Origin of the sequence: Bradyrhizobium sp. STM 3557, from assembly GCF_045571465.1 — a bacterium.
GTDB lineage: Bacteria > Pseudomonadota > Alphaproteobacteria > Rhizobiales > Xanthobacteraceae > Bradyrhizobium.
The window spans coordinates 3,553,866-3,574,346 of the sequence record NZ_CP120697.1 but is presented as its reverse complement, the minus strand read 5'-3'; the positions used below and the strand labels follow the sequence as shown (position 1 = coordinate 3,574,346).

Annotated in this window: 17 protein-coding genes; 6 read left to right on the top strand and 11 right to left on the bottom strand. The window is 63.5% G+C overall.

The genetic code is table 11. From position 1 onward, the window contains the following. Positions 1 to 664: 664 nt before the first annotated feature. The 4 genes from P6U24_RS16165 to P6U24_RS16150 form a co-directional block, all read right to left on the bottom strand. Positions 665 to 1,021 (bottom strand): Zn-ribbon domain-containing OB-fold protein, encoded by a 357-nt coding sequence (locus tag P6U24_RS16165; protein WP_407160061.1) that lies wholly within the window; start codon positions 1,019 to 1,021, stop codon positions 665 to 667. After that, a complete protein-coding gene (locus tag P6U24_RS16160) occupies positions 1,021 to 2,157 on the bottom strand; it encodes a thiolase family protein (protein WP_407160060.1) in 1,137 nt (378 codons plus the stop codon). The genes P6U24_RS16165 and P6U24_RS16160 overlap by 1 nt, the downstream gene beginning before the upstream one ends. Positions 2,158 to 2,322: 165 nt before the next feature. Next, on the bottom strand, positions 2,323 to 3,489 hold the full coding sequence (locus P6U24_RS16155) for an acyl-CoA dehydrogenase family protein (protein ID WP_407160059.1): 1,167 nt from the start codon (positions 3,487 to 3,489) through the stop codon (positions 2,323 to 2,325). Between the two features lie 3 nt (positions 3,490 to 3,492). Beyond that, on the bottom strand, positions 3,493 to 4,704 hold the full coding sequence (locus tag P6U24_RS16150; protein WP_407160058.1) for a CaiB/BaiF CoA transferase family protein: 1,212 nt from the start codon (positions 4,702 to 4,704) through the stop codon (positions 3,493 to 3,495). A 474-nt stretch (positions 4,705 to 5,178) separates the two neighbouring features. Between P6U24_RS16150 and P6U24_RS16145 the strand changes: the two genes are divergently transcribed. Both P6U24_RS16145 and P6U24_RS16140 read left to right on the top strand, forming a co-directional pair. Beyond that, positions 5,179 to 6,261: an IS4 family transposase gene (locus P6U24_RS16145; RefSeq protein ID WP_407155089.1), complete on the top strand. Its 1,083-nt coding sequence runs from the start codon at positions 5,179 to 5,181 to the stop codon at positions 6,259 to 6,261. Positions 6,262 to 7,065: 804 nt separating this feature from the next. Further along, positions 7,066 to 7,632 carry a DinB family protein gene (locus tag P6U24_RS16140; RefSeq protein WP_407160057.1) on the top strand — a complete coding sequence of 189 codons (567 nt, stop codon included), beginning with the start codon at positions 7,066 to 7,068 and terminating at the stop codon, positions 7,630 to 7,632. Between the two features lie 72 nt (positions 7,633 to 7,704). Here P6U24_RS16140 and P6U24_RS16135 read toward each other — a convergent pair whose 3' ends face one another. Beyond that, positions 7,705 to 8,313 (bottom strand): CGNR zinc finger domain-containing protein, encoded by a 609-nt coding sequence (locus P6U24_RS16135; protein ID WP_407160056.1) that lies wholly within the window; start codon positions 8,311 to 8,313, stop codon positions 7,705 to 7,707. 76 nt (positions 8,314 to 8,389) lie between these two features. Here P6U24_RS16135 and P6U24_RS16130 point away from each other — a divergent pair, with 76 nt between their 5' ends. Then, positions 8,390 to 9,280, top strand: a complete 891-nt coding sequence (locus P6U24_RS16130) for an EamA family transporter (RefSeq protein WP_407160055.1) — start codon at positions 8,390 to 8,392, stop codon at positions 9,278 to 9,280. A 265-nt stretch (positions 9,281 to 9,545) separates the two neighbouring features. Here the strand turns inward: P6U24_RS16130 and P6U24_RS16125 are convergent, their stop codons facing one another. The 6 genes from P6U24_RS16125 to P6U24_RS16100 form a co-directional block, all read right to left on the bottom strand. Then, the gene (locus P6U24_RS16125; RefSeq protein ID WP_407160054.1) at positions 9,546 to 10,715 is read right to left on the bottom strand and encodes an acetyl-CoA acetyltransferase; all 1,170 of its coding nucleotides are present in this window, start codon (positions 10,713 to 10,715) and stop codon (positions 9,546 to 9,548) included. A 27-nt stretch (positions 10,716 to 10,742) separates the two neighbouring features. After that, complete coding sequence (gene denD / locus P6U24_RS16120; protein ID WP_407160053.1) at positions 10,743 to 11,729, bottom strand: D-erythronate dehydrogenase; 987 nt, start codon at positions 11,727 to 11,729, stop codon at positions 10,743 to 10,745. A gap of 284 nt (positions 11,730 to 12,013) precedes the next feature. Further along, positions 12,014 to 12,946 (bottom strand): carbohydrate ABC transporter permease, encoded by a 933-nt coding sequence (locus P6U24_RS16115; protein ID WP_407160052.1) that lies wholly within the window; start codon positions 12,944 to 12,946, stop codon positions 12,014 to 12,016. After that, positions 12,943 to 13,899, bottom strand: a complete 957-nt coding sequence (locus P6U24_RS16110; protein ID WP_407160051.1) for a carbohydrate ABC transporter permease — start codon at positions 13,897 to 13,899, stop codon at positions 12,943 to 12,945. Before P6U24_RS16110 ends, P6U24_RS16115 begins: the two co-directional genes overlap by 4 nt. A gap of 190 nt (positions 13,900 to 14,089) precedes the next feature. Further along, the gene (locus P6U24_RS16105; protein WP_407160050.1) at positions 14,090 to 15,412 is read right to left on the bottom strand and encodes an ABC transporter substrate-binding protein; all 1,323 of its coding nucleotides are present in this window, start codon (positions 15,410 to 15,412) and stop codon (positions 14,090 to 14,092) included. A 67-nt stretch (positions 15,413 to 15,479) separates the two neighbouring features. Then, a complete protein-coding gene (locus P6U24_RS16100) occupies positions 15,480 to 16,541 on the bottom strand; it encodes an ABC transporter ATP-binding protein (RefSeq protein WP_407160049.1) in 1,062 nt (353 codons plus the stop codon). Positions 16,542 to 16,765: 224 nt separating this feature from the next. Between P6U24_RS16100 and P6U24_RS16095 the strand changes: the two genes are divergently transcribed. The 3 genes from P6U24_RS16095 to P6U24_RS16085 all read left to right on the top strand — a co-directional run bounded on the left by P6U24_RS16095 (position 16,766) and on the right by P6U24_RS16085 (position 20,396). Continuing rightward, complete coding sequence (locus tag P6U24_RS16095) at positions 16,766 to 18,565, top strand: IlvD/Edd family dehydratase (protein WP_407160048.1); 1,800 nt, start codon at positions 16,766 to 16,768, stop codon at positions 18,563 to 18,565. A 158-nt stretch (positions 18,566 to 18,723) separates the two neighbouring features. Beyond that, positions 18,724 to 19,458: an SDR family oxidoreductase gene (locus P6U24_RS16090; protein ID WP_407160047.1), complete on the top strand. Its 735-nt coding sequence runs from the start codon at positions 18,724 to 18,726 to the stop codon at positions 19,456 to 19,458. 191 nt (positions 19,459 to 19,649) lie between these two features. Then, the gene (locus P6U24_RS16085; protein WP_407160046.1) at positions 19,650 to 20,396 is read left to right on the top strand and encodes an SDR family NAD(P)-dependent oxidoreductase; all 747 of its coding nucleotides are present in this window, start codon (positions 19,650 to 19,652) and stop codon (positions 20,394 to 20,396) included. Positions 20,397 to 20,481 lie beyond the last annotated feature (85 nt).

Genomic DNA, 20,481 nt, shown 5'->3' with positions numbered 1-20,481 from the left:
CTTTTGTCGTTGATCGCCCAAACGTTACCGGCACTCCGACGCAGGAGCAACATAAGCGAGCCCAATTGGCGCCGCATTACCAGACGATCTTTGGAACTGTCGATCGACGCCGAGTGGGGACTCGCGAAGCGGACATCGACGCGGGGGTGTTCCGAGTAAAAATCCAGCCGACGTTGCGTGCGTTCTTGCGCAACGAAGAGTCGTGTCCAGTGTCCAGGGAGGAACGGCATGAGGGAAGCCACTAAGAGGGCGACGTCGGAAGCATTCGCGCACATGCTGGCGGTGACAGCGTTGCTCGTCATCGCCAGCGTCCTCTTCTACTGGCGGTGAAGCGCTGTTTGGGGGTTCTGCGTATCAGTTTGCTCTCCGCCAGTAGGGTGAGACGTGAGCCGAGCACTGGCTCATTCGGTCGAGTAAGGGTTGCGTAGGGTTGAGTGAGTATCGAGTTGGGCCGTATCAGTTTCGCGTCGGTGCCAGCAGGTAATGAGTTCGAGTCCGCGTTGTACGAGTTTGAGTCCGCGTAAGAAGTAAGCGTATCGAGTGTTAACGGGTATCGCGCGCGCACGCAGCGATACGGGGCGGGGCGAAGTTTGTAGTTTGGAGTATCGTCCCGCCCCGGCTACCCGGATGGCGGTACAAGGTTGCACGGCAGTCAGCTCGTCAATCATCTTGTTGCCTTCTCAAAGTAAGGCACCAGTCGGCCAGCGAATTGCACGAAGCCAGCGGTAACGAGATCGCCGATCGCAAGATCGCCTGCGCCGTGCGCCATCATGCGAAAGCCTTCCTTCATATCGATCAGCACGATGTTGTAGGGCACATGCGCCCGCGTCTCCGGCGACGCGGCGCGGCAGACCAGCGACGTCGCATAGACCGTGCCCTCGCCGCTTGCCGTCTCCTCAGCGAGATGGATCGCGCCGCAGGCGGCACAGAAGTCACGCCGGAAATACTGCACGTGGCCGCACCGCGCGCAGCGCTGATATCGAATGGCGGGATCGCCCGTGGTCCAGTCCGGAGCCTGCATCAGCGCACCCGCTCCAGAAACATGCTGACATGGGACGACAGCACGCCACCATCGCCATGCAGCAGCGTGACCGAGGCGTCCCGCACCTGCCGCGCGCCGGCGCGGCCCGTCATCTGCAGATGCGCTTCTGACAGATGCGCCATCGCGCCGCCGACGCCGCAGTGACCGTAGCTCAAGAGGCCGCCATGGGTGTTGAGCGGCACCGCGCCGTCGCGGCTGAAATAGCCGGCCCGCACCTGCGCAGCCGCCTCGCCCCGCCCCGCGAGGCCAAGGTCCTCCAGCAGCATCGCGAGCGTGATCGTGAAGCTGTCATAGACGGCAGCGTAGCGCACGTCGCTGATCGATAGTCCCGACGCCGTCTTGGCTCTTGCGATCGCGATCTCGGCACCCAGCTCGCCAAGTGCGGGCGCTGCTGTGACATGCTGATGCGTGTGCGCCTGGGCGCAGCCGCGCACCTTGATCTGCGCATCGCCTGCCGGCTCGCGGCTGACGATGCAGGCCGCGCCTCCATCCGACACCGGACAGCAATCCAGCAGCTTCAGCGGCAACGCCACCGGCTTTGACGCCATCACATCAGTGACGCTGATCGGCTCGTGGAACTGCGCGCCGGGATGGCTCAGCGCATGGTTACGCATCAGCACCGCGAATTCGGCGAGGTCCTCCTGCGTGACGCCGTATTCGTGCATGTAGCGCGAGGCGACGAGGGCGTAATAGGCAGGGATGGTCGGCCCCAGGGGCACTTCGTAGTCGGGATGGCCGACCTGCGCTAAGGCCTGGATCGAGGCGTCGCGGCTTTGCCCGGTCAGCCGGTTCTCTCCGCCGACCACCAGAACGTGGCGAGCGAGGCCGGCGTCGACCAGATGATGCGCCAGCATGGCCATCGCGAGCCCCGTGGCGCCGCCGACCTGCACCGCATGGGCATAGGATGGCTGGACGCCGAAATGCTCGGCAAAAACGGTCGCGAGCATGATGTGCGGCGACACCGTGGAATAGCCGCAGAGGATGCCGTCGATGTCGGCACGCTTGAGCCCGGCATCGTCGAGCGCGAGCTGTGCCGCCATGCTCATCAGGTCGAGCGAGGAGCGGCCCTCGTGCTTGCCGAAAGGCGTGAGGCCCGTGCCGGTGATGTAGCTCATAGGGTCACCCTCGCTGCCGCTCTTTGCTCCCTCCTTGCAGGGGAGGGCCAGGGAGGGGGGTGCTCCACAAACGGTCTTCGTGTGGGGACCCCCACCCCCAACCCCTCCCCGCAAGGGGGAGCGGAGCGAAGCAGCGTGCGTCCATCACGATTGCTCTCACCATCATCAATACGACTTCGGCAGGCCGAGCACCTTCTCGGCGATGAAGCTCAGGATCAGCTGGGGGCTGATCGGGGCGATGCGCGGGATCAGGGATTCGCGAAGATAACGCTCGACGTGGTATTCCCTGGCGTAGCCGAATCCGCCATGGGTCATCATGGCCTGCTCGCAGGCATGAAAGCCGGCCTCTGCCGCGAGATATTTCGCCGCGTTCGCCGCAGGGCCGCAGGCTAGGCCTTGGTCGTATTGCCAGCCGGCCTGCAAGGTCATCAGCCACGCCGCCTCCAGCTCCATCCAGTTCTTCGCCAGGGGATGCTGGATCCCCTGGTTCTTGCCGATCGGCCGGTTGAAGACGTTGCGGGTCTTGGCGTAGCCAGAGGCGCGCGACAGCGCGAGATGGCCTAGCCCGACCGCCTCGGCCGCGATCAGGATGCGCTCCGGATTCATGCCGTGCAGGATATATTCGAAGCCGCGGCCCTCTTCTCCCAAGCGATCCTCGACCGGGATCTCGAAATCCTCGAAGAACAATTCGTTGGAATCGACCGGCTTGCGGCCCATCTTCTCGATCTCATGCACGGTGATGCGGCTGCGATCGAAATCGGTGTAGAACAGGCTGAGGCCATGGGTCGGGCTCTTCACCTCCTCGAGCGGCGTGGTCCGCGCGAGCAGCAGGATCTTCTCGGCGACCTGCGCCGTCGAGATCCACACCTTCTGGCCGTTGACGACATATTTGTCGCCCTGACGCACCGCACGGGTCTTCAGCTGCGTGGTGTTGAGGCCCGTATTCGGCTCGGTCACGGCGAAGCAGGCGCGCTCACGGCCGTCGACAATGCCCGGCAGCATGCGCGCGCATTGCTCCTTCGTGCCGAACACCACGACCGGATTGAGCCCGAACACGTTCATGTGGATCGCAGATGCGCCGGACATGCCGGCGCCGGATTCCGCGATGGTGCGCATCATGATCGCGGCATCGAGAATGCCCAGCCCAGAGCCACCATACGCTTCAGGAATGCAGATGCCGAGCCAGCCGGCCTCGGCCATGGCCTTGTGGAAGTCCGAGGGAAAGCCGCCCTCCTTGTCCTTCCTCAACCAATAGGCATCATCGAAACGCGCGCAGATTTTCGCCACGGCATCGCGGATCGATTCCTGATTGGCAGAGAGCGCGAAATCCATGGCTTACTCCTTCACTGCCGATGGCGCAGGGCGGGTCACGCCGTCGCGGATCATCGCGGCGATCTCATCATCCGAAAATCCGGCCTCGCGCAGGATCGCCTCGCCGTGCTCGTTCAGGCGCGGTGCCAGCCGCTGCGGCTCGGCCTTGGTCTCGGACCAGGTTGCGGAGACCCGCATGCTGCGGATCGGTCCTTCGGTCGGGTGCGCGACCACAGGAAAGAAATCGGTCACGACCAGATGCGGATCTTCGAGCACGCTCTCGAGATCGTGCATCGGCATGACGGGCACATCGGCCTTGGTCAGCAGCTCGGTCCACTCGCCGGTGGTGCGGGTCAGAAAGATGCGCGCGAGCTCGCCATAGACTGCGTCGATGTTCGCCGCACGGCCGGCGAAGGTGGCAAAGCGCGGGTCATCGCGCAGATCGCTGCGGCCGGAGGCCTCGAAGAACGCGTTCCACTGCTTGTCATTGTAGACGATGACGCAGAGATAGCCGTCTGATGTCTTGTAGGGCCGGCGGTCGCGCGACAGATGCCGCGCATAGCCGCCCTTGTCGAGCGGCGGGTCAAAGGTGAGGCCGCCCATGTGGTCGCCCATCACGAAGCCGGTCATGGTCTCGAACATCGGGATGTCCAGGCGCTGGCCACGGCCGGTGCGGTCGCGATGCACGAGGCTCGCGCAGATCGCGCCCACGGCCGTGAGGCCGACGATACGGTCGACCAGCGCATTCGGCACATAGCGCGGCGTGTCGTCTCCGCCGAGCGCCATCAGATGCGCGAGCCCCGCCCCGCCCTGGATCAGATCGTCATAGGCAGGCTTGGCCGCATAGGGACCGTCCTGGCCGAAGCCGAACACGCCGGCATAGATCAGCCGCGGATTGAGTGCGGAGACGACGTCGTAGCCGAGATCGAGCCGCGCCATCGCCTGCGGGCGGACATTATAGACCAGCACGTCGGCGTCCTTCAGCAGCCGCAGCACGGCCTCGCGACCCATTGGCTTCTTCAAATCGAGGCAGATCGAGCGCTTGCTGCGATTGGTATTGAGGAACACCGGCCCCATGCCGGGATGGCGCGTCGGACCGATCAGCCTCGTCACGTCGCCCTCCGGCGATTCCACCTTGATGACGTCGGCGCCATAATCGCCGAGCATCTGGGTGGCATAAGGCCCCATCAACACCGTTGTCATGTCGATGACCTTGATGCCGGCAAGCGGTCCCATGGCGGCGTCGGCTCCCTGTTATCTGTTTTCCAGTCGACCTAACGGCAGCGGCGTCGCGAGCGCAAGCATGGCTGGCGTATGGGGGTATGCGCTAAGCTCGCGCTGCAGCCGCTCCCTGCGCGCCACATCATCGCTGTCATCGCCCGGCTTGCCGCCTTCGCTGAAGCTTCGGCGCGCCCCCCCCCCCGAGTGTGCGGCCGCGTCGAAGCCGAGAGGCGAAGACGGGACCGGGCGATCCGGTAAACGCCGGCATATCGAGTCCTCACGACTGCCGCGGCGTACGGGATGCCCCGCCTCGCGGGGCATGACGACTGAATATGCATCATCGTTCTCGCGGCGCGTTTGCGTCCGAGCTATTCCGGCAAACCACCCTCCGTCGATCGGAGGGCGCAGGGAAGACCGCATAGGCGTTAAGTTTAGTCTTGCGTGTTGGAATCGTTCGTGATTCGAACATGGGATGACACGAGATCGCTTTTGAACGAAGACTGGGCGAGCGTCGTTACGCAGCTAGGTGGGGCTGCGCAGCTCGAGAGCAGCGCGCGCCAGACGAAAGCTTTCGTGCGGCAACGGCGGATCCCTGATGCGGTGGCGTTGCTTCGGCTGATGCTGGCTTATTGTCTGGGTGAAAGAGGGTTAAGATCGACGGCCGCGTGGGCTGCTTCTGTTGGCCTTGCCAATCTGAGTAGCGTGGCGCTGTTCTACCGCCTGCGTCAATGTGGCGATTGGTTTACCGTGCTTGTGGAGCGCTTGCTCGCGGCGGCGGCGCCAAAGGCGAGCCGAGGCCGTCTGATCCGTATCATCGATGCCACGACAGTGCCTCAGGCAGGGCCGGCTGCGCGCAAGAACAGCGAGCTTTGGCGCATTCATAGTGCATTTGATCTGCCATATGAGCGGTTTGGCCATTTCGAACTGACAGATCAGCAAGAGGGCGAGACGTTTGACCGCATACCAGTGGTCAAGGGTGAGATCCGTATTGCTGACCGCGCCTATCTACAACCTGATCGCATCTCGGCAGTGCTCGAAGCTGGTGCAGATGTTTTGATCCGAGCGGGCTGGAAGAACGCACGTTGGCTTGATGCCAAAGGCTATCCGCTCGATCTGATAGCCGAATTACGGGCGGGGAACGCCCGCGGACTGATCGATCGGCCGATTTGGATCAAACGCAAGGCCGGCGCGCCTCTGGCTATGCGTCTGATCGCAGTCAAGAAGTCTGCCGATGCGGCTGCCGCGTCGCGTCGTAAAGCCCGGCGAGACGCCCAAGACGAAAACCGCACCATCTCTAAAGAAACTTTGGAAGCGGCGGATTGGGTCATCCTGGTCACCTCGCTAGCGCCGGACGAGTTCACCGTCGAAGATGTGCTTGCGCTTTACAGACTGCGATGGCGGATCGAACTCGGCTTCAAGCGATTGAAGAGTTTGATCGGCCTCAAGACACCGCCTGGAACCGATCCGCGCTCCGCCAAGCCCTACCTGCTGGCTCATCTCTTGATCATTTTGCTGCTCGAACCGCTTGTCCGCGAGTTCGAGGACTCTCCCCACTGGACGCAGGCCGCCTGACGACACCTGGCGCTTGGCGTGTCTTGCAGCAACTCATTGCGTCCTTGCTACAAGCAATCATTCCACAACCAACCATCCGCCGCCTCCATCACAGCAAACGGGTACTGGACCGGCACCTCTACGAGCCACCTCGAAAACGACGATATCAATCGATGCCCGCATTATCTTAACGCCTATGGGGAAGACCGGGCGTTGGCCTCGCCCATGGCCCGCCTGCAGAAAGAAAAGCAGGCGGCAGTCACCACAGGTTTGGCCGAAACAACCCGGCCTTCCCTGCGCGATAGTGTTACGGCTTATACGCGCTCTCCTCGGGGACCGGCGTTCTCGCCCCCGTCACCTTGCGAGATCATCTTCGCAAGGCTTGGCATCAGCACCGGGATGCCAGGACCACACGATTTCACCGTCCGCCGCGGTGCCAGTCGTCTTGCGCAAAAGCACCTGACACACGGCGGCCATCGCATCCCGCGCCAACGTTCGTGACGATCGCGAAGCGCCCCTCGGATCGGAGCGGGACGGCGCCACCATACACGCATTTCTGAAAAGGCGAAAGCAAAATATTTTTGCCGACAGGGCTGGACAGCCAAATCAGCCTGTCCTCACTCGCAGAAATCGCGTTTCGGCAGCCCCGATTTTCCCTCAGGAACTGGCGGCGGCGGAGAGCCTGCCGTTCCGTCTCGGGCAAACCGGTCGATCCCGAAGGGAATGCAGCAAACAACTGCGTCCATTCGCGCCTGCGTTCCCAGCGCGTGACGCTTATAGTGACATCGATCGCATGATGTCTGCCTTCCGCACCAAGAGCAACCAATGCCAGCCGACCTCATTCAGCCCTTTCGGGCGTTCGCCTACAACAATGCCTTCGCCAACCACCGCCTGCTCACGGCATGTGAACGATTGAGCGAGGCGGAATTCGCGGCCGCGCGGACCGGCTTCTTCCCCAGCCTGAAGCGCACATTGAACCACATCTACGTCATCGACCTCTTCTATATCGATGCGCTGGAAGGTGGATGGCTCGGCCCGCGCGCCTGGGAGAACGAAGTGCCGTTTCCATTGCTTGCGCAGCTAAAGCCGGCACAGGCCGCGCTAGATCGGCGCCTGATCGCCTTCTGCGAGGCACTGACACCGGCGGGTCTCGCCGATATCGTCCGGATCAATCGCGACACGCGGGTGCAGAACGAGCGCTGCGATCGCCTGCTGATGCATCTGTTCCAGCACGACATCCATCACCGGGGCCAGGCGCATGCAATGCTCTCAGCAACGAGCGTTGCGCCGCCTCAGCTCGACGAATTCTTTGCGGCTGATGAGGCTCCGCTCCGGGCTAATGAGTTCGCCGAGCTGGGCTGGACCGAGGAGATGATATGGCGCGGCAAGTAGCCTCTGAAGATCGCCCCCGAAAACCTCTTCGGCCGGCACCTGATCCGCTCGGTGATCCGTAGCTGCATCTGGTCAAGTTCCGCCGGCTGCGCGGGCGCGGTGGCGCCGCGCCTTGGCGACATTGCCGCAATCGCCCATCGAGCACCAGCGGCGGTTCTTGAGCCTGCTGTCATCGACAAAGAGCCAGCCGCAGCCGCGCTCGTCCGCGCATTGCTTGAGCCTGTCAGCGCGCGGACCGGTGACCAGCGCGGCCGCTGACAGCGCGATCGGCTTCAGCAGATCATCCGTCGCGTCCGGCAATTGTGTTGCGCGCCAGCTCGGCCGGCCCTCGTGCCATCCAAGGCGCAGCGTGGATGGACGGCCGATGAATTCGCTGAGATACGCCATGACCGCAGCGTCGGCCGGGCGCTGACGGATCACGCTCAGAAACATCGCGTAGATGGCCTCGCGTAATCGCAAGGCGCTGTCGTGGGCGGCGCTGGCCGCGTCCGGCCGCGCCTTCCAGGCTGACGCCAGGCGCCGGCTTTCGCCCGCGGAAATCAACTCGTTCTGCTCCAGCCAGCGCAGCAGAGCCTCAGGGGAACCCAGGCGCTCCTCGCTGGGATCCTTCAGCCGCCAGGCGACCGTGTTCACGAAGCGGATCGCGAGATCTTCGGATTGTTGGGAGAGCTTGGTCGGCACGATGCATCCTGGCTGCGGAACGAATTCCGTCGGATCGGGTTGGAGGACAACATAACCGTTTAAATGGTTACGGACAATGCGATCCTCCAAACCTGCGATAGCGGCAGCTTTTGCTGTGATCTATCTGGTGTGGGGCGGAACCTATCTGGCGATTGCGCTCGCGCTCCATTCGATCCCACCGTTCCTACTGATGGGCTCGCGATCCCTGGTGGGCGGAGGCCTCTTGCTCGGCGCGGCATGGCTCGGCAGCCGGACCGTCGATGCGCCAACATGGGTGCGCGCGGCCATCTGCGGGCTGCTCCTGTTCGTCGGCTGTCATGGCATCCTGGCCTATGCGCAGCAGCGGGTGTCGAGCGGGCTCGCCGCGATCCTTCTCGCCACCATTCCGTTCTGGATCGCGCTGATCGGCGCGGTGATGCCAGGCGGACAGCGCCCCGGATGGAAACAGCTCGGCCTGCTCGCGGCAGGACTTGGCGGCGTTGCGCTCGTCGTCATGGGCGGGGGCAACGACACGCCCGGCGGCACGGCCTATGCGGATATCGCGCTGCTCGTCGCTGGCGCATTCTCCTGGGCCGTGGGGACCATTCTTTCGGAGCGCTGGTCGCCAAAGGACAGGGAGGTCGCGTTCTCCGGCATCAGCCTATCAGCAGGAGGCGCCGTTCTCGTGCTGCTGGGTGCGCGGCGTGGCGAGTTCGCAGCGTTCGATGTCTCCGCAGTGTCGCTGACGGCTGCCGGCGCCTGGATCTATCTGACCCTGGCCGGCACGGTGCTCGCCTTCGCCGCCTATATCTGGCTGCTGAAGCAGGTATCGCCGACGCTGGTGGCGACCTACACCTTCATCAACCCGCTGATCGCACTGCTGCTGGGCTGGGCGGTGCTGGGAGAGCAGGTCGGCATCATCATGGCGCTGGGCGCGCTGCTTGTCATCGCGTCGGTGGTCGGGCTGCTCGTAACACGCCAGAAGTAGCCCCGAGAGAATGGTTGAAGTGCGCGAGCGAAGCACACGCTGCAGCGCCGGCGGGCCACGGCATCCCGTGCCACCTTTGCCACCGCTGTCGTCCCGGCCTTGCGCCCGGACCCATATGTTGCGGCCTCTCGATGAGGCACAATGGCTGACGGCTTTCGCCACACTTTGGACGGTGGTTATGGGTCCCGGCGCAAGGCCGGGACGACACCGATGATGTGGCTACGCGATTGCCTCACATCACGAGCCCACCTTCATCTCACAGGCCCTACTTCGCCGGCTCGAGGATCGAGACGTAATTGGCGACGGCCGCGCCGCCCATGTTGAAGATGCCGCCGAGCTTCGCGTTCGGCAGCTGCATGCCTTCGGGCGCCGTGCCCGTCAGCTGCATCGCCGTCATCACATGCATGGAGACGCCGGTGGCACCGATCGGATGGCCCTTGGCCTTCAGGCCGCCCGAGGGATTGACGGGCAGCTTGCCGTCCTTGAGCGTCCAGCCCTCCTTGATGGCGCGGGCGCCCTGCCCTCTGGGCGTCAGGCCCATCGCCTCGTATTCGATCAGCTCGGCGACCGTGAAGCAGTCATGGGTCTCGACAAAGGAAAGATCGTCGAGCTTGACGCCGGCCTTCTCCAGCGCGCGCTGCCAGGCCACAGTGCAGCCCTCGAACTGCAGAATGTCGCGCTTTGACATTGGCAGGAAATCCTGCGCATGCGCGGTGGCGCGGATGCTCACGGCCTTGCGCATGCTCTTCGCGGTCTCGGCACCGGTCAGTACCAGTGCCGCGGCGCCGTCGGACACCAGCGAGCAGTCGGTGCGCTTCAAGGGGCCGGCGACGTAAGGGTTCTTCTCGCTTTCGGCGCGGCAGAACTCGAAGCCGAAATCCTTGCGCATCTGCGCGTAGGGGTTGGCGACGCCGTTCTTGTGGTTCTTGGCGGCAATCATGGCGAGCGCATCGGACTGATCGCCATATTTCTGGAAATAACTCTGGGCGATCTTGCCGAATACGCCGGCAAAGCCGCCGACCGTATCGCCGTCTTCCGGCAGATAGGACGCCTTCAAGAGGTTCTTGCCGATCTCGGCCGAGGGCGTGCGCGTCATCTGCTCGACGCCGACGACGAGCACGGTTCTCGCCGCGCCGGCCTGGATCGCGCGGATACCCTGATGCACCGCGGCCGAGCCGGTGGCGCAGGCATTCTCGACCCGCGTGGCCGGCTTGAAGCGCAGCGCGGGGTCGGCCTGCAGCACTAACGACGCGGTAAAATCCTGCGGCGAGAAGCCCGCATTGAAATGGCCGAGCACGATCTCGTCGACGTCGGATGCGGCGAGGCCGGCGTCGGCCAAGGCTTCATTCGCGACCTTGACGACGAGGCCTTCCACAGTCTCGGCGTCGAACTTGCCGAATGGTGTATGCGCCCATCCGACGATGCTGGCTGTCATGATTCTTCTCCTAAGATCGCGCTCAAATCAGCCGACGAAGTTTCCGCCCAATTCGTCCTCGATGTGAATACGGATGATGTCATCGAAGCTATGCTCTTCCGTGGTGAATCCAAGCTCGCGGGCGCGCCTGGCCTCGAAGTTCCGCGGCCAGCCGGCGACGATGCCGACGATGAAGGGATCGGGCTCGCGCTTGATCCGTGCGGCAACCTTCTCGCCGGCGACACGCCTGAGCGCGGCGATCTGCTCGCCGACGGTGGCGGACAGGCCGGGCATGGTGAGGTTGCGGCGCGGGCCGATCTTGGCCGTGTCCATGGTCGCGGCGTGCAAGAGGAAGCCGACCGCGGAGCGCGGCGTCGCGTGCCAATGGCGGACGTCCTCGGAGACCGGCAACACCGCCTCCTGGCCTGCCAGCGGCTCGCGCAGGATGTTGGAGAAGAAGCCGCTCGCCGCCTTGTTCGGCGCGCCGGGGCGGATGCAGATCGTCGGCAGGCGGATGCCGACGCCATCGAAGAAGCCGCGGCGGGTGTAGTCGGCCAGCAGCAATTCGCCGATCGCCTTCTGGGTGCCGTAGCTGAGCAGCGGCGTGTGGAAGAACTCGTCGCCGATCGCGTCCGGGAATGGCGCGCCGAACACCGCGATCGACGAGGTGAAGACCAGCCGCGGCTTGTAGCCCCCGCCGATCACCCTGACGGCATCGAACAGCATCCGCGTGCCGTCGAGATTGATGCGATAGCCCTTGTCGAAATCGAGCTCGGCCTCGCCGGAGACGATCGCGGCGAGATGGAAGATGACGTCGGGCCGCCCTGCAACCAGCTTCTCGGCAAAGCCCGGGACGGCGAAATCGCCGGCGACGATGTCGACCGGATAACCTGCCTTCTCAGGCTTGGTCGGCGCCACCACGTCCTGCAGGGTCAGCTTGCTGATCTCGGCATTGCCGAGCCTGCCATCGCGCACCAGGCGCTCGACCAATTTGCGGCCGACCATGCCGGCCGCGCCCAGAACCAGGATATGCAAGGGGATACTCCTTATTGTCTGTTCTTATTCTGCAATCGATCACCGAGCGATGCTCGTGAATGCGCCCTCTCCCCTTGCGGGAGAGGGCTGCACAGAAGTCAGCCGCGGACTCGATTGGGTGAGGGGTTGGCGCCACGAACTCCGTCTTCGCGGAGAGAGACCCCTCACCCGGCGCCTCCCGGCGATGCTTTGCATCGCCTCGACGGCGCCACCCTCTCCCGCAAGGGGAGAGGGTGCACTGCTCGTGCGGCACCATCTGCATTCACTCACAAGCAGCGTGTTCGCTACTCCTTCACCGCGCCGGTCATCGCCGAGACATAATGCTCGACGAAGAACGCGTAAAGGATCACGAGCGGCAGCGAGCCGACCAGCGCGCCGGCCATCAGCGAGCCCCATTTGTAGATGTCGCCGTCGACGAACTCGTTGACGATGGCCACCGGCACCGTCTTGTTCGGCGTCGATTGCAGGAAGGTCAGCGCGTAGATGAACTCGTTCCAGCACAGCGTGAACGAGAAGATGAAGGCCGAGATCAGCCCGGGGATCGCCAGCGGCACCACGATCTTGACCAGGATCTGCCAGCGGCTGGCGCCATCGATCAACGCGCATTCCTCGAGCTCGAACGGGATGGTCTTGAAGTAGCCCATGAGCAGCCAGGTCGAGAACGGGATCAGAAGCGTCGGGTAGACCAGGATCAGCGACAGCGGCGAGTCGAACAGGCCGTAGGCCTGGATCACAGAGGCCAGCGGGATGAAGAGGATCGAGGGCGGCACGAGATACGCGAAGAAGATCAGGATGCCAACGGTGTCCGCGCCCTTGAAGCGCAGCCGCACGATCGCATAGGCCGCCAGCACCGAGGCGACGATCGACAGCGTGGTGGCGCCGATCGCCACATACATCGTGTTCCAGAGCCAGCGCGGATATTGCGTCTCGAACAGGAGCTTGGAGATGTGCTTCAAGGTCGGATGAACAACCCAGAACGGATTGTAGGTGTTCATGTCGATCAGCTGTTCGTCCGGCTTGATCGAGGTCAGCGCCATCCAATAGAACGGGAATAGCAGCACGACCAGGATGATGAACAGCGGCAGATAGAGCGTAATCAGCCGCCTGGGCAGCGACTCCAGATAGCTCATGCCCTCGCTGTCGTCAGCGCCGGCGAGCGCCGCCGCATTCACGGTAGCCTGGGCAGCCGTTTTTGACTGCAGCATGGTTTCGGTCATTGGTCGGATCCTTGCTGCCACTTGCGTCGTTGCATGCCGAACCAGGAGATCGCGATCGCAGCCAGCAGAAACGGGATCATGGCGGTCGCGATCGCGGCGCCCTCGCCCAGCCGGCCGGAAATGATGCCGCGCTGATAGCTCAAGGTTGCCATCAGGTGGGTGGCGTTGACGGGCCCGCCGCGGGTCAGCGCCCAGATCAGCTGGAAGTCGGTGAAGGTGAACAGCACCGAGAACGTCATCACTACCGCGATGATCGGCGTCAGCAGCGGATAGGTGATGTAGCGGAAGCGCTGCCAGTTGGTGGCACCGTCCAGCGTCGCCGCCTCGTAGAGCGAGGGCGACACCGTCTGCAGACCGGCCAGCAAGGTGATCGCGACGAAGGGCACGCCGCGCCAGATATTGGCGATGATGACCGAGGCACGCGCCCAGTTGGAATCGCCGAGGAAGTTGATGTTCTGGGTGATGACGCCAAGCTTGATCAGCGACCAGGAGATGATCGAGAACTGCGCGTCATAGATCCACCAGAATGCGATCGCCGACAGCACGGTCGGGACGATGAAGGGGATCAGCACGATGGCGCGGATGACAGCCTTGAAGGGCATGCGCCGGTTCAGGAGCAGCGCCAGATACAGCCCGATGCCGAATTTGATGGCGGAGGCGACGATCGTATAGAGCAGCGTGTTGAACACCGCGAGCCAGAAGATCGCATCGTCCCACAGCCATTCGTAGTTCTCCAGGCCGATGAAGATGCCGGTACGGCCGATCTTCTCGTCGGTGAAGCTCATCCAGACGCCGAGCCCCAGCGGATAGGCCAGGAACAGGATCAGGAAGGCGGCGGCCGGCAGCATGAACCACAGCGCGACGAAGTTGCGATTGGTGTGCAGCCGCGACCAGGCGGAAGGCTCGCCTGTGGTCACCGCGCGCGCGGGCAGCGAAGTCTGAACGGTACTCATTCCCTCAAGCAGCTCCAGTGTAGCAAGCGTGGTCTCGATGAGTTCGTCATTGCGAGGAGCCGAAGGCGACGAAGCAATCCAGCTTTTCTTCCTGGCTCTGGATTGCTTCGCTTCGCTCGCAATGACGAAGCTCACAAGGCGCGTCGGTGGGCACGCTTCGCTTTGCTCACCTCACGCCGGCGTCACGTCCTCAGCGGAAGATGCGCTTGGCCGACCGCTCCGCGGTCGCCATCGCGCTCTTCACGTCCTCGCGTCCGGTGCAGTAGTTCGCGAACATGTCGACCACGACGAAATCGGCGATCGCCGCGGCTGCCGCCTCGCTCATCTGGGCGACACCGGCCGGCGTGGACGCGGTCGCTGCCACCGACTGGTACGGCGTGGTCTTGGGATCGGCGGTCCAGACCGGATTGGCATCATAGGCCTTCAGGAAGTGCGACAGATAGCCCTGCGCCGCCTCGATCCAGGGGTTGAACTGCGCCGGCTCCAGCATGAAGGCGGTGAACGCCTTGCAGGTCTGCGGGAACTTGGTGAAGTTGTAGACCAGGATCGGGAAGCCCAGATGCAGTTCACGCGTCTTGCCGTCGATGCCGGCCGGCAGATGCGCGTGGTTCATGTCCTCGGCGATCTGCGGGTTCTCCTTCTTCGCCGTGACGTAGATCGAGATGCCGTTGACCGTGAGGTAAAGCTGACCGGCCAGGAAGGCTTTGTTGTTTGAGCTATCGTTCCAGGACGCGGTGCCGGGCGTGAAATTGTCGTAGAGGCCCTTGACGTATTCCAGCGCCTTCGCCGTCTCCGGCGAGTTGATGACGACCTTGCTGTTCTTGTCGATCAGGTTGCCGCCATGGGCCCAGAGCGCCCAGTGCAGCCAGCCATTGGCGTCGCCCGAGGCGTGGCCGAGCGCCATGCCGCCTGGTGTGCCGTTCTTGTTCATGGCCTTGAACAGGTCGGCAAAGCCGGTGAGATCCTTCGGGAATTCCTTGTGGCCGGCCTTCTCCATTGCGGAGATGCGGTAGTTGACGAGACCGCCGGTGGCCGCGACGGGAATGCCGATCCACTTGCCGTTCAGCATGCCATAGGCCTTGCCGGAGTCGGTCCAGCCGCCAGCGACCTTGCCGAGGTGATCGGCGACGTCGGTCATGTCGGTACATTTGTTTGGGAACAGGAACGGCAGCGAATAGAGGCCCCAGACCATGTCGAGCCCCTGCCCGGTGTTGGCGGCAACCGACGCCTTGGGCTGGATGTCGTCGTAGGATTCGTTGGAAACGTTGATCGTGACGTTGTTGGCCTTCTGGAACGCGTCGACGATCTTCATGAAGGCCACGTCTTCGGCCTCGACGAAGCGCTTCCAACGCAACAGGTTGACCTTGGCGCCGGCCTCGGGCTTCCACGGCGAGGTCTGCGCCCAGGCCTTGGCATAGCCGAGCAGATCCTCGCTGGACATGGCGGCCGCCGCGGCCAGAAGGGTCGCACCGCCCTTGAGCAGCGACCGCCGGTCGGTCAGGAAATCAGCCATCTGAAGTTTTCTCCCGTATCATTATTCGCTTGTTTTGTTGTTCTGGTTTGCGTCGAGCGGCCGGCGCTTAAATCCTCCGGCCGCTATCCTTGTCGAACAGATGCGCCGCCGACGCGCGCGGACGCAGATGGATCTTCTCTCCGGGGTTGACGTCGTGCCGGTCGCGGAACACCGCTATGATGTCCTGGGTGCCGATGCGGGCGACGATCTGGGTCTCCGATCCCGTCGGCTCGACCACGATCACCTCGGCCTCGATGCCGTCGCCCGCAAGCTCGAGATGCTCGGGCCGCACGCCGTACACCACCGGCCGTCCATCCGACGCGCTCGGCGCCGTCAGCAGCGGCAGCTTGGCGCCGTTGTCAGTCTCGACATAGGCCGAGCCGTTGGACTTCAGATGGCCATTGAGGAAGTTCATCGCCGGCGAGCCGATGAAGCCGGCCACGAACTGGTTGTCCGGCTTGTCGTAGAGGTCGAGCGGCGAGCCCATCTGCTCGACGATGCCGTCATGCATCACCACGATCTTGTCGGCCATGGTCATGGCCTCGATCTGGTCGTGGGTGACGTAGACCGTCGTGGTCTTCAGCCGCTGGTGCAACTCCTTGATCTCGGTGCGCATGGCGACGCGCAGCTTGGCATCCAAATTGGACAGCGGCTCGTCGAACAGGAACACCTGTGGATCGCGCACGATGGCGCGGCCCATCGCCACGCGCTGGCGCTGGCCCCCGGAGAGCTGCCGCGGATAGCGATCGAGCAACGGCGTCAGCGCCAGGATCTCGGCCGCGCGCGCCACACCCTTCTTGATGTCCTCGGCCTTGGCGCCGCGCAGCTTGAGCGAGAAGCCCATATTGTCGGCGACCGTCATGTGCGGATAGAGCGCATAGTTCTGGAACACCATCGCGATGTCGCGCTCTTTGGGCTGCACGTTGTTGACCACGCGCTCGCCGATCGAGATCGTGCCGGAGGTGATGTTCTCGAGGCCCGCCAGCATGCGCAGCAGCGTCGACTTGCCACAGCCGGAGGGCCCGACCAGCACGACGAACTCGCCGTCCTCGATCGGGATGGTCACGCCGTGCAGAACCTCAAACCCACCAAACGACTTGCGCACGTCGCGAATATGCACCGACGACATAGATCCGTTCCCTCCACAGACTTTAAGGAATGGCCACGGCCGTTGCCGCGGTCCTGGTTTTGTTGCAAAGCGTCTTAGCAGACTTTTCCGCCGATGTCGTTGGATCAAAGTCGTAAGTCTTCGGTCTTTACCACTGACATTGCGCAGAGAATTGCGACATGCAAAATGAGGCCAGGTAATGATGTTGCACATTGCGAAGGCATGTGTGCAGTGCGGGAGGATTCATGAATAAGCCAATCACGAAGCGCAAGCTTCGCTCCAGCGAATGGTTCAACAACCCGCACAATCCGGGCATGACCGCGCTCTATCTCGAGCGCTATCTGAATTTCGGCCTCACGCGCGGTGAATTGCAGTCCGGCAAGCCGATCATCGGCATCGCCCAGACCGGCAGCGATCTGTCGCCCTGCAATCGTCATCATCTCGAATTGGCACACCGCGTGCGCGAAGGCATCCGCGCCGCCGGCGGCATCGCGATGGAGTTTCCCACCCATCCCATCCAGGAGACCGGGAAGCGTCCGACTGCGGCACTTGACCGCAACCTCGCTTATCTCGGCCTCGTGGAAATCCTGTTCGGCTATCCGCTCGACGGCGTGGTGCTGACCACAGGTTGCGACAAGACAACTCCGGCGTGCCTGATGGCGGCGGCAACGGTCAATATTCCCGCGATCGTGCTTTCCGGCGGACCGATGCTGAACGGCTGGCACGACGGTGAGCGCACCGGATCCGGCACCGTGGTTTGGAAATCGCGCGAGCGGCTTGCCGCCGGCGAGATCGACTATGAAGAGTTCATGGAGATCGTCGCCTCCTCGGCGCCTTCCGTCGGCCATTGCAATACCATGGGCACGGCCTCGACTATGAACGGGCTCGCCGAGGCGCTCGGCATGTCGCTGCCGGGCTGCGCGGCGATCCCCGCGCCCTATCGCGAGCGTGGCCAGATCGCCTACGAGACCGGACGGCGCATCGTCGACATGGTCTGGGAGGATCTGAAGCCGTCGGACATTTTGACGCGCAAGGCATTCGAGAACTGCATCGTGGTCAATTCCGCGATTGGCGGCTCGACCAATGCGCCGATCCATATCAACGCGCTGGCGCGCCACATCGGCGTCGAGCTCGACATCGACGACTGGCAGAAACTCGGCCATGACGTGCCGCTGCTCGTCAACATGCAGCCGGCCGGCTTCTATCTTGGCGAGGAATTCCACCGCGCCGGCGGTGTGCCGGCCGTGGTCGGCGAATTGATGCGCCACAAGCGCATTCACGAGGATGCGATCACCGTCAATGGCCGTTCGATGGGCGACAATTGCCGCGATGCTGCCAAGCCGGACGGCGACGTGATCTGGTCCTATGACAAGCCCTTGGTGAAGGATGCCGGCTTCCTGGTGCTGCGCGGCAATCTCTTCGATTCCGCGATCATGAAGACCAGCGTGATCTCGAAGGAATTCCGCGACCGCTACTTGAGCAACCCGAAGGATCTGAACGCCTTCGAAGGTCGCGCCATCGTGTTCGACGGCCCGGAGGACTATCACAACCGCATCGAGGATCCCGCGCTCGATATCGACGAGCACTGCGTGCTGTTCATCCGCGGCGCCGGCCCGATCGGCTATCCCGGCGGCGCCGAGGTGGTGAACATGCAGCCGCCGGCGGCACTGATCAAACGCGGCATCTTGTCCCTGCCCTGCATCGGCGACGGACGGCAGTCCGGCACCTCAGGCTCGCCGTCGATCCTCAACGCCTCGCCGGAGGCCGCGGCCAATGGCGGGCTTGCGATCTTAAGGACCGGCGACCGCGTGCGCATCGACCTCAACAAGGGATCGGCCAACATTCTGATCTCGGACGAGGAGGTTGAGAAGCGTCACGCCGAGCTGAAGGCCAAGGGCGGCTTCCCGCATCCGGCCAACCAGACGCCCTGGCAGGAGCTCTATCGCAACACCGTCGGCCAGCACGCCACCGGCGCCTGCATGGAGCTCGCGACCCGCTATCACAACATCGCCGGCACCGTCGGCGTGGCGCGGGATAATCACTGACGCAACGACCGTCATTGCGAGGAGCGAAGCGGACCAAGCAATCCAGAGTCTTCTTTCACGGCCCTGGATTGCTTCCGCCTTCGCCCGCTGGGCTTCGGCGGACACGTCGCTGCGCTCGCAATGACGAGACATCACGACAAGAATCCGAGGAGACATCCATGTCCGACCGCCTCAAGGGCAAGCGCGCCTTTGTCACCGCAGCTTCCGCCGGCATCGGCCGCGCCTGCGCCATGGCCTTTGCGCGCGAAGGCGCCAGCGTGTTCGCGACCGATATCGACGAGACCGGCCTTGCCACGCTGAAGAGCGAGGGCATCGCCGAGACCGCGCGGCTCGACGTCCGCGACACAGCCGCTGTGAAGGCGATGGCCGACAAGGTCGGCAAGGTCGACATCCTGCTCAACGCCGCGGGCTTCGTGCACAACGGCACGGTGCTCGACTGCTCCGACGAGGATTTCGACTTCTCTTTCGATCTCAACGTCAAGTCGATGCACCGCACGATCCGCGCCTTCCTGCCGAAGATGCTGGAGAGTGGCGGCGGTACCATCGTCAACATCGCCTCCGCCGCCGGCGTGTTCAAGGCCGCGCCCAACCGCTACGTCTACAGCGCCACGAAGGCGGCGGTCGCGGCGCTGACGCGTTCGGTGGCGGCTGACTTCGTCGGCAAGGGCATTCGCTGCAACTGCATCTGCCCCGGCACGATCGAGACGCCCTCGATGCTCGGCCGCGCCGCCGCCGCAGGTCCGAGCGGACTGGAGACTTTCATCGCACGCCAGCCGATGGGCCGGCTCGGCAAAGCTGAGGAAATCGCGGCGCTCGCGCTCTATCTCGCCAGCGACGAGAGCGCCTTCACGACAGGCGTCGCCCACTGCATCGACGGCGGCTGGACGCTGTAACTGCTTTCTTCACCTCTCCCCGCTCGCGGGGAGAGGTCGATCGCGCAGCGATCGGGTGAGGGGGTACAGATCTAACAACTCGCACCAATGGTGCGTCTGCCCCTCACCCCAGCCCTCTCCCCGTGAAGAACGGGGAGAGGGAGTGCACCGGCCACTTGGCAAAGAGCCGGGCTCTCATGGGAGGAAACAACATGAACCAGATCGACCTCAACAATCGCTGCGCTGTCGTCACCGGCGGTGCGCAGGGTTTTGGCCGCGCCATTACCGAGCGCTTCGTCAGCTCCGGGGCGAAGGTCGCGATCTGGGATCCCGACGTGAGGCTTGCGGAGAAGACCGCGAAGGAAATCGGCGATGCCGTGATCGCGCTTGACGTCGATGTCTCCGATCCCCTTGCGGTCGAGAAAGGCCGCGATGCGACGCTGAAGGCGTTCGGCCGGATTGACATCCTGGTCAACAATGCCGGCATCACCGGCCGGAACGGCACGGTGTGGGAGACCGATCTTGCCGACTGGCAGCGGGTGATGCGCATCAACCTCGACGGCCCCTTCATCTGCTGCAAGGCGATCGTGCCGACCATGCTGGCGCAGCAGTACGGCCGCATCATCAACATCGCCTCGATCGCCGGCAAGGAAGGCAACCCCAATGCGGCGCACTACTCCGCCTCCAAGGCCGGCCTGATCGCACTGACCAAATCGCTTGGCAAGGAGCTCGCTGCCCACAACGTCCTTGTCAACGCGGTGACGCCGGCCGCGGCGAAGACTGCGATCTTCGACCAGATGACGCAAACGCATATCGATTTCATGTTGTCGAAGATTCCCAAGGGCCGCTTCGTGAAGGTCGAAGAACTGGCGGCGATGGTGGCGTGGCTGGCGTCGGAAGATTGCGCATTCTCTACGGGGGCCGTGTTCGACATTTCGGGGGGACGAGCGACGTATTGAAGACAATGCCCTGAGCTCCGTCATTGCGAGGAGCCGAAGGCAACGAAGCAATCCAGACTTTTTCCTCGGCTCTGGGTTGCTTCCG

Bases quoted from the DNA above. Each gene is read 5' to 3' on its own strand.
- P6U24_RS16165 (WP_407160061.1), bottom strand. From the start codon at position 1,021: ATGCAGGCTCCGGACTGGACCACGGGCGATCCCGCCATTCGATATCAG.
- P6U24_RS16160 (WP_407160060.1), bottom strand. From the start codon at position 2,157: ATGAGCTACATCACCGGCACGGGCCTCACGCCTTTCGGCAAGCACGAG.
- P6U24_RS16155 (WP_407160059.1), bottom strand. From the start codon at position 3,489: ATGGATTTCGCGCTCTCTGCCAATCAGGAATCGATCCGCGATGCCGTG.
- P6U24_RS16150 (WP_407160058.1), bottom strand. From the start codon at position 4,704: ATGGGACCGCTTGCCGGCATCAAGGTCATCGACATGACAACGGTGTTG.
- P6U24_RS16140 (WP_407160057.1), top strand. From the start codon at position 7,066: ATGCCAGCCGACCTCATTCAGCCCTTTCGGGCGTTCGCCTACAACAAT.
- P6U24_RS16130 (WP_407160055.1), top strand. From the start codon at position 8,390: ATGCGATCCTCCAAACCTGCGATAGCGGCAGCTTTTGCTGTGATCTAT.
- P6U24_RS16125 (WP_407160054.1), bottom strand. From the start codon at position 10,715: ATGACAGCCAGCATCGTCGGATGGGCGCATACACCATTCGGCAAGTTC.
- P6U24_RS16115 (WP_407160052.1), bottom strand. From the start codon at position 12,946: ATGACCGAAACCATGCTGCAGTCAAAAACGGCTGCCCAGGCTACCGTG.
- P6U24_RS16110 (WP_407160051.1), bottom strand. From the start codon at position 13,899: ATGAGTACCGTTCAGACTTCGCTGCCCGCGCGCGCGGTGACCACAGGC.
- P6U24_RS16105 (WP_407160050.1), bottom strand. From the start codon at position 15,412: ATGGCTGATTTCCTGACCGACCGGCGGTCGCTGCTCAAGGGCGGTGCG.
- P6U24_RS16100 (WP_407160049.1), bottom strand. From the start codon at position 16,541: ATGTCGTCGGTGCATATTCGCGACGTGCGCAAGTCGTTTGGTGGGTTT.
- P6U24_RS16095 (WP_407160048.1), top strand. From the start codon at position 16,766: ATGAATAAGCCAATCACGAAGCGCAAGCTTCGCTCCAGCGAATGGTTC.
- P6U24_RS16090 (WP_407160047.1), top strand. From the start codon at position 18,724: ATGTCCGACCGCCTCAAGGGCAAGCGCGCCTTTGTCACCGCAGCTTCC.
- P6U24_RS16085 (WP_407160046.1), top strand. From the start codon at position 19,650: ATGAACCAGATCGACCTCAACAATCGCTGCGCTGTCGTCACCGGCGGT.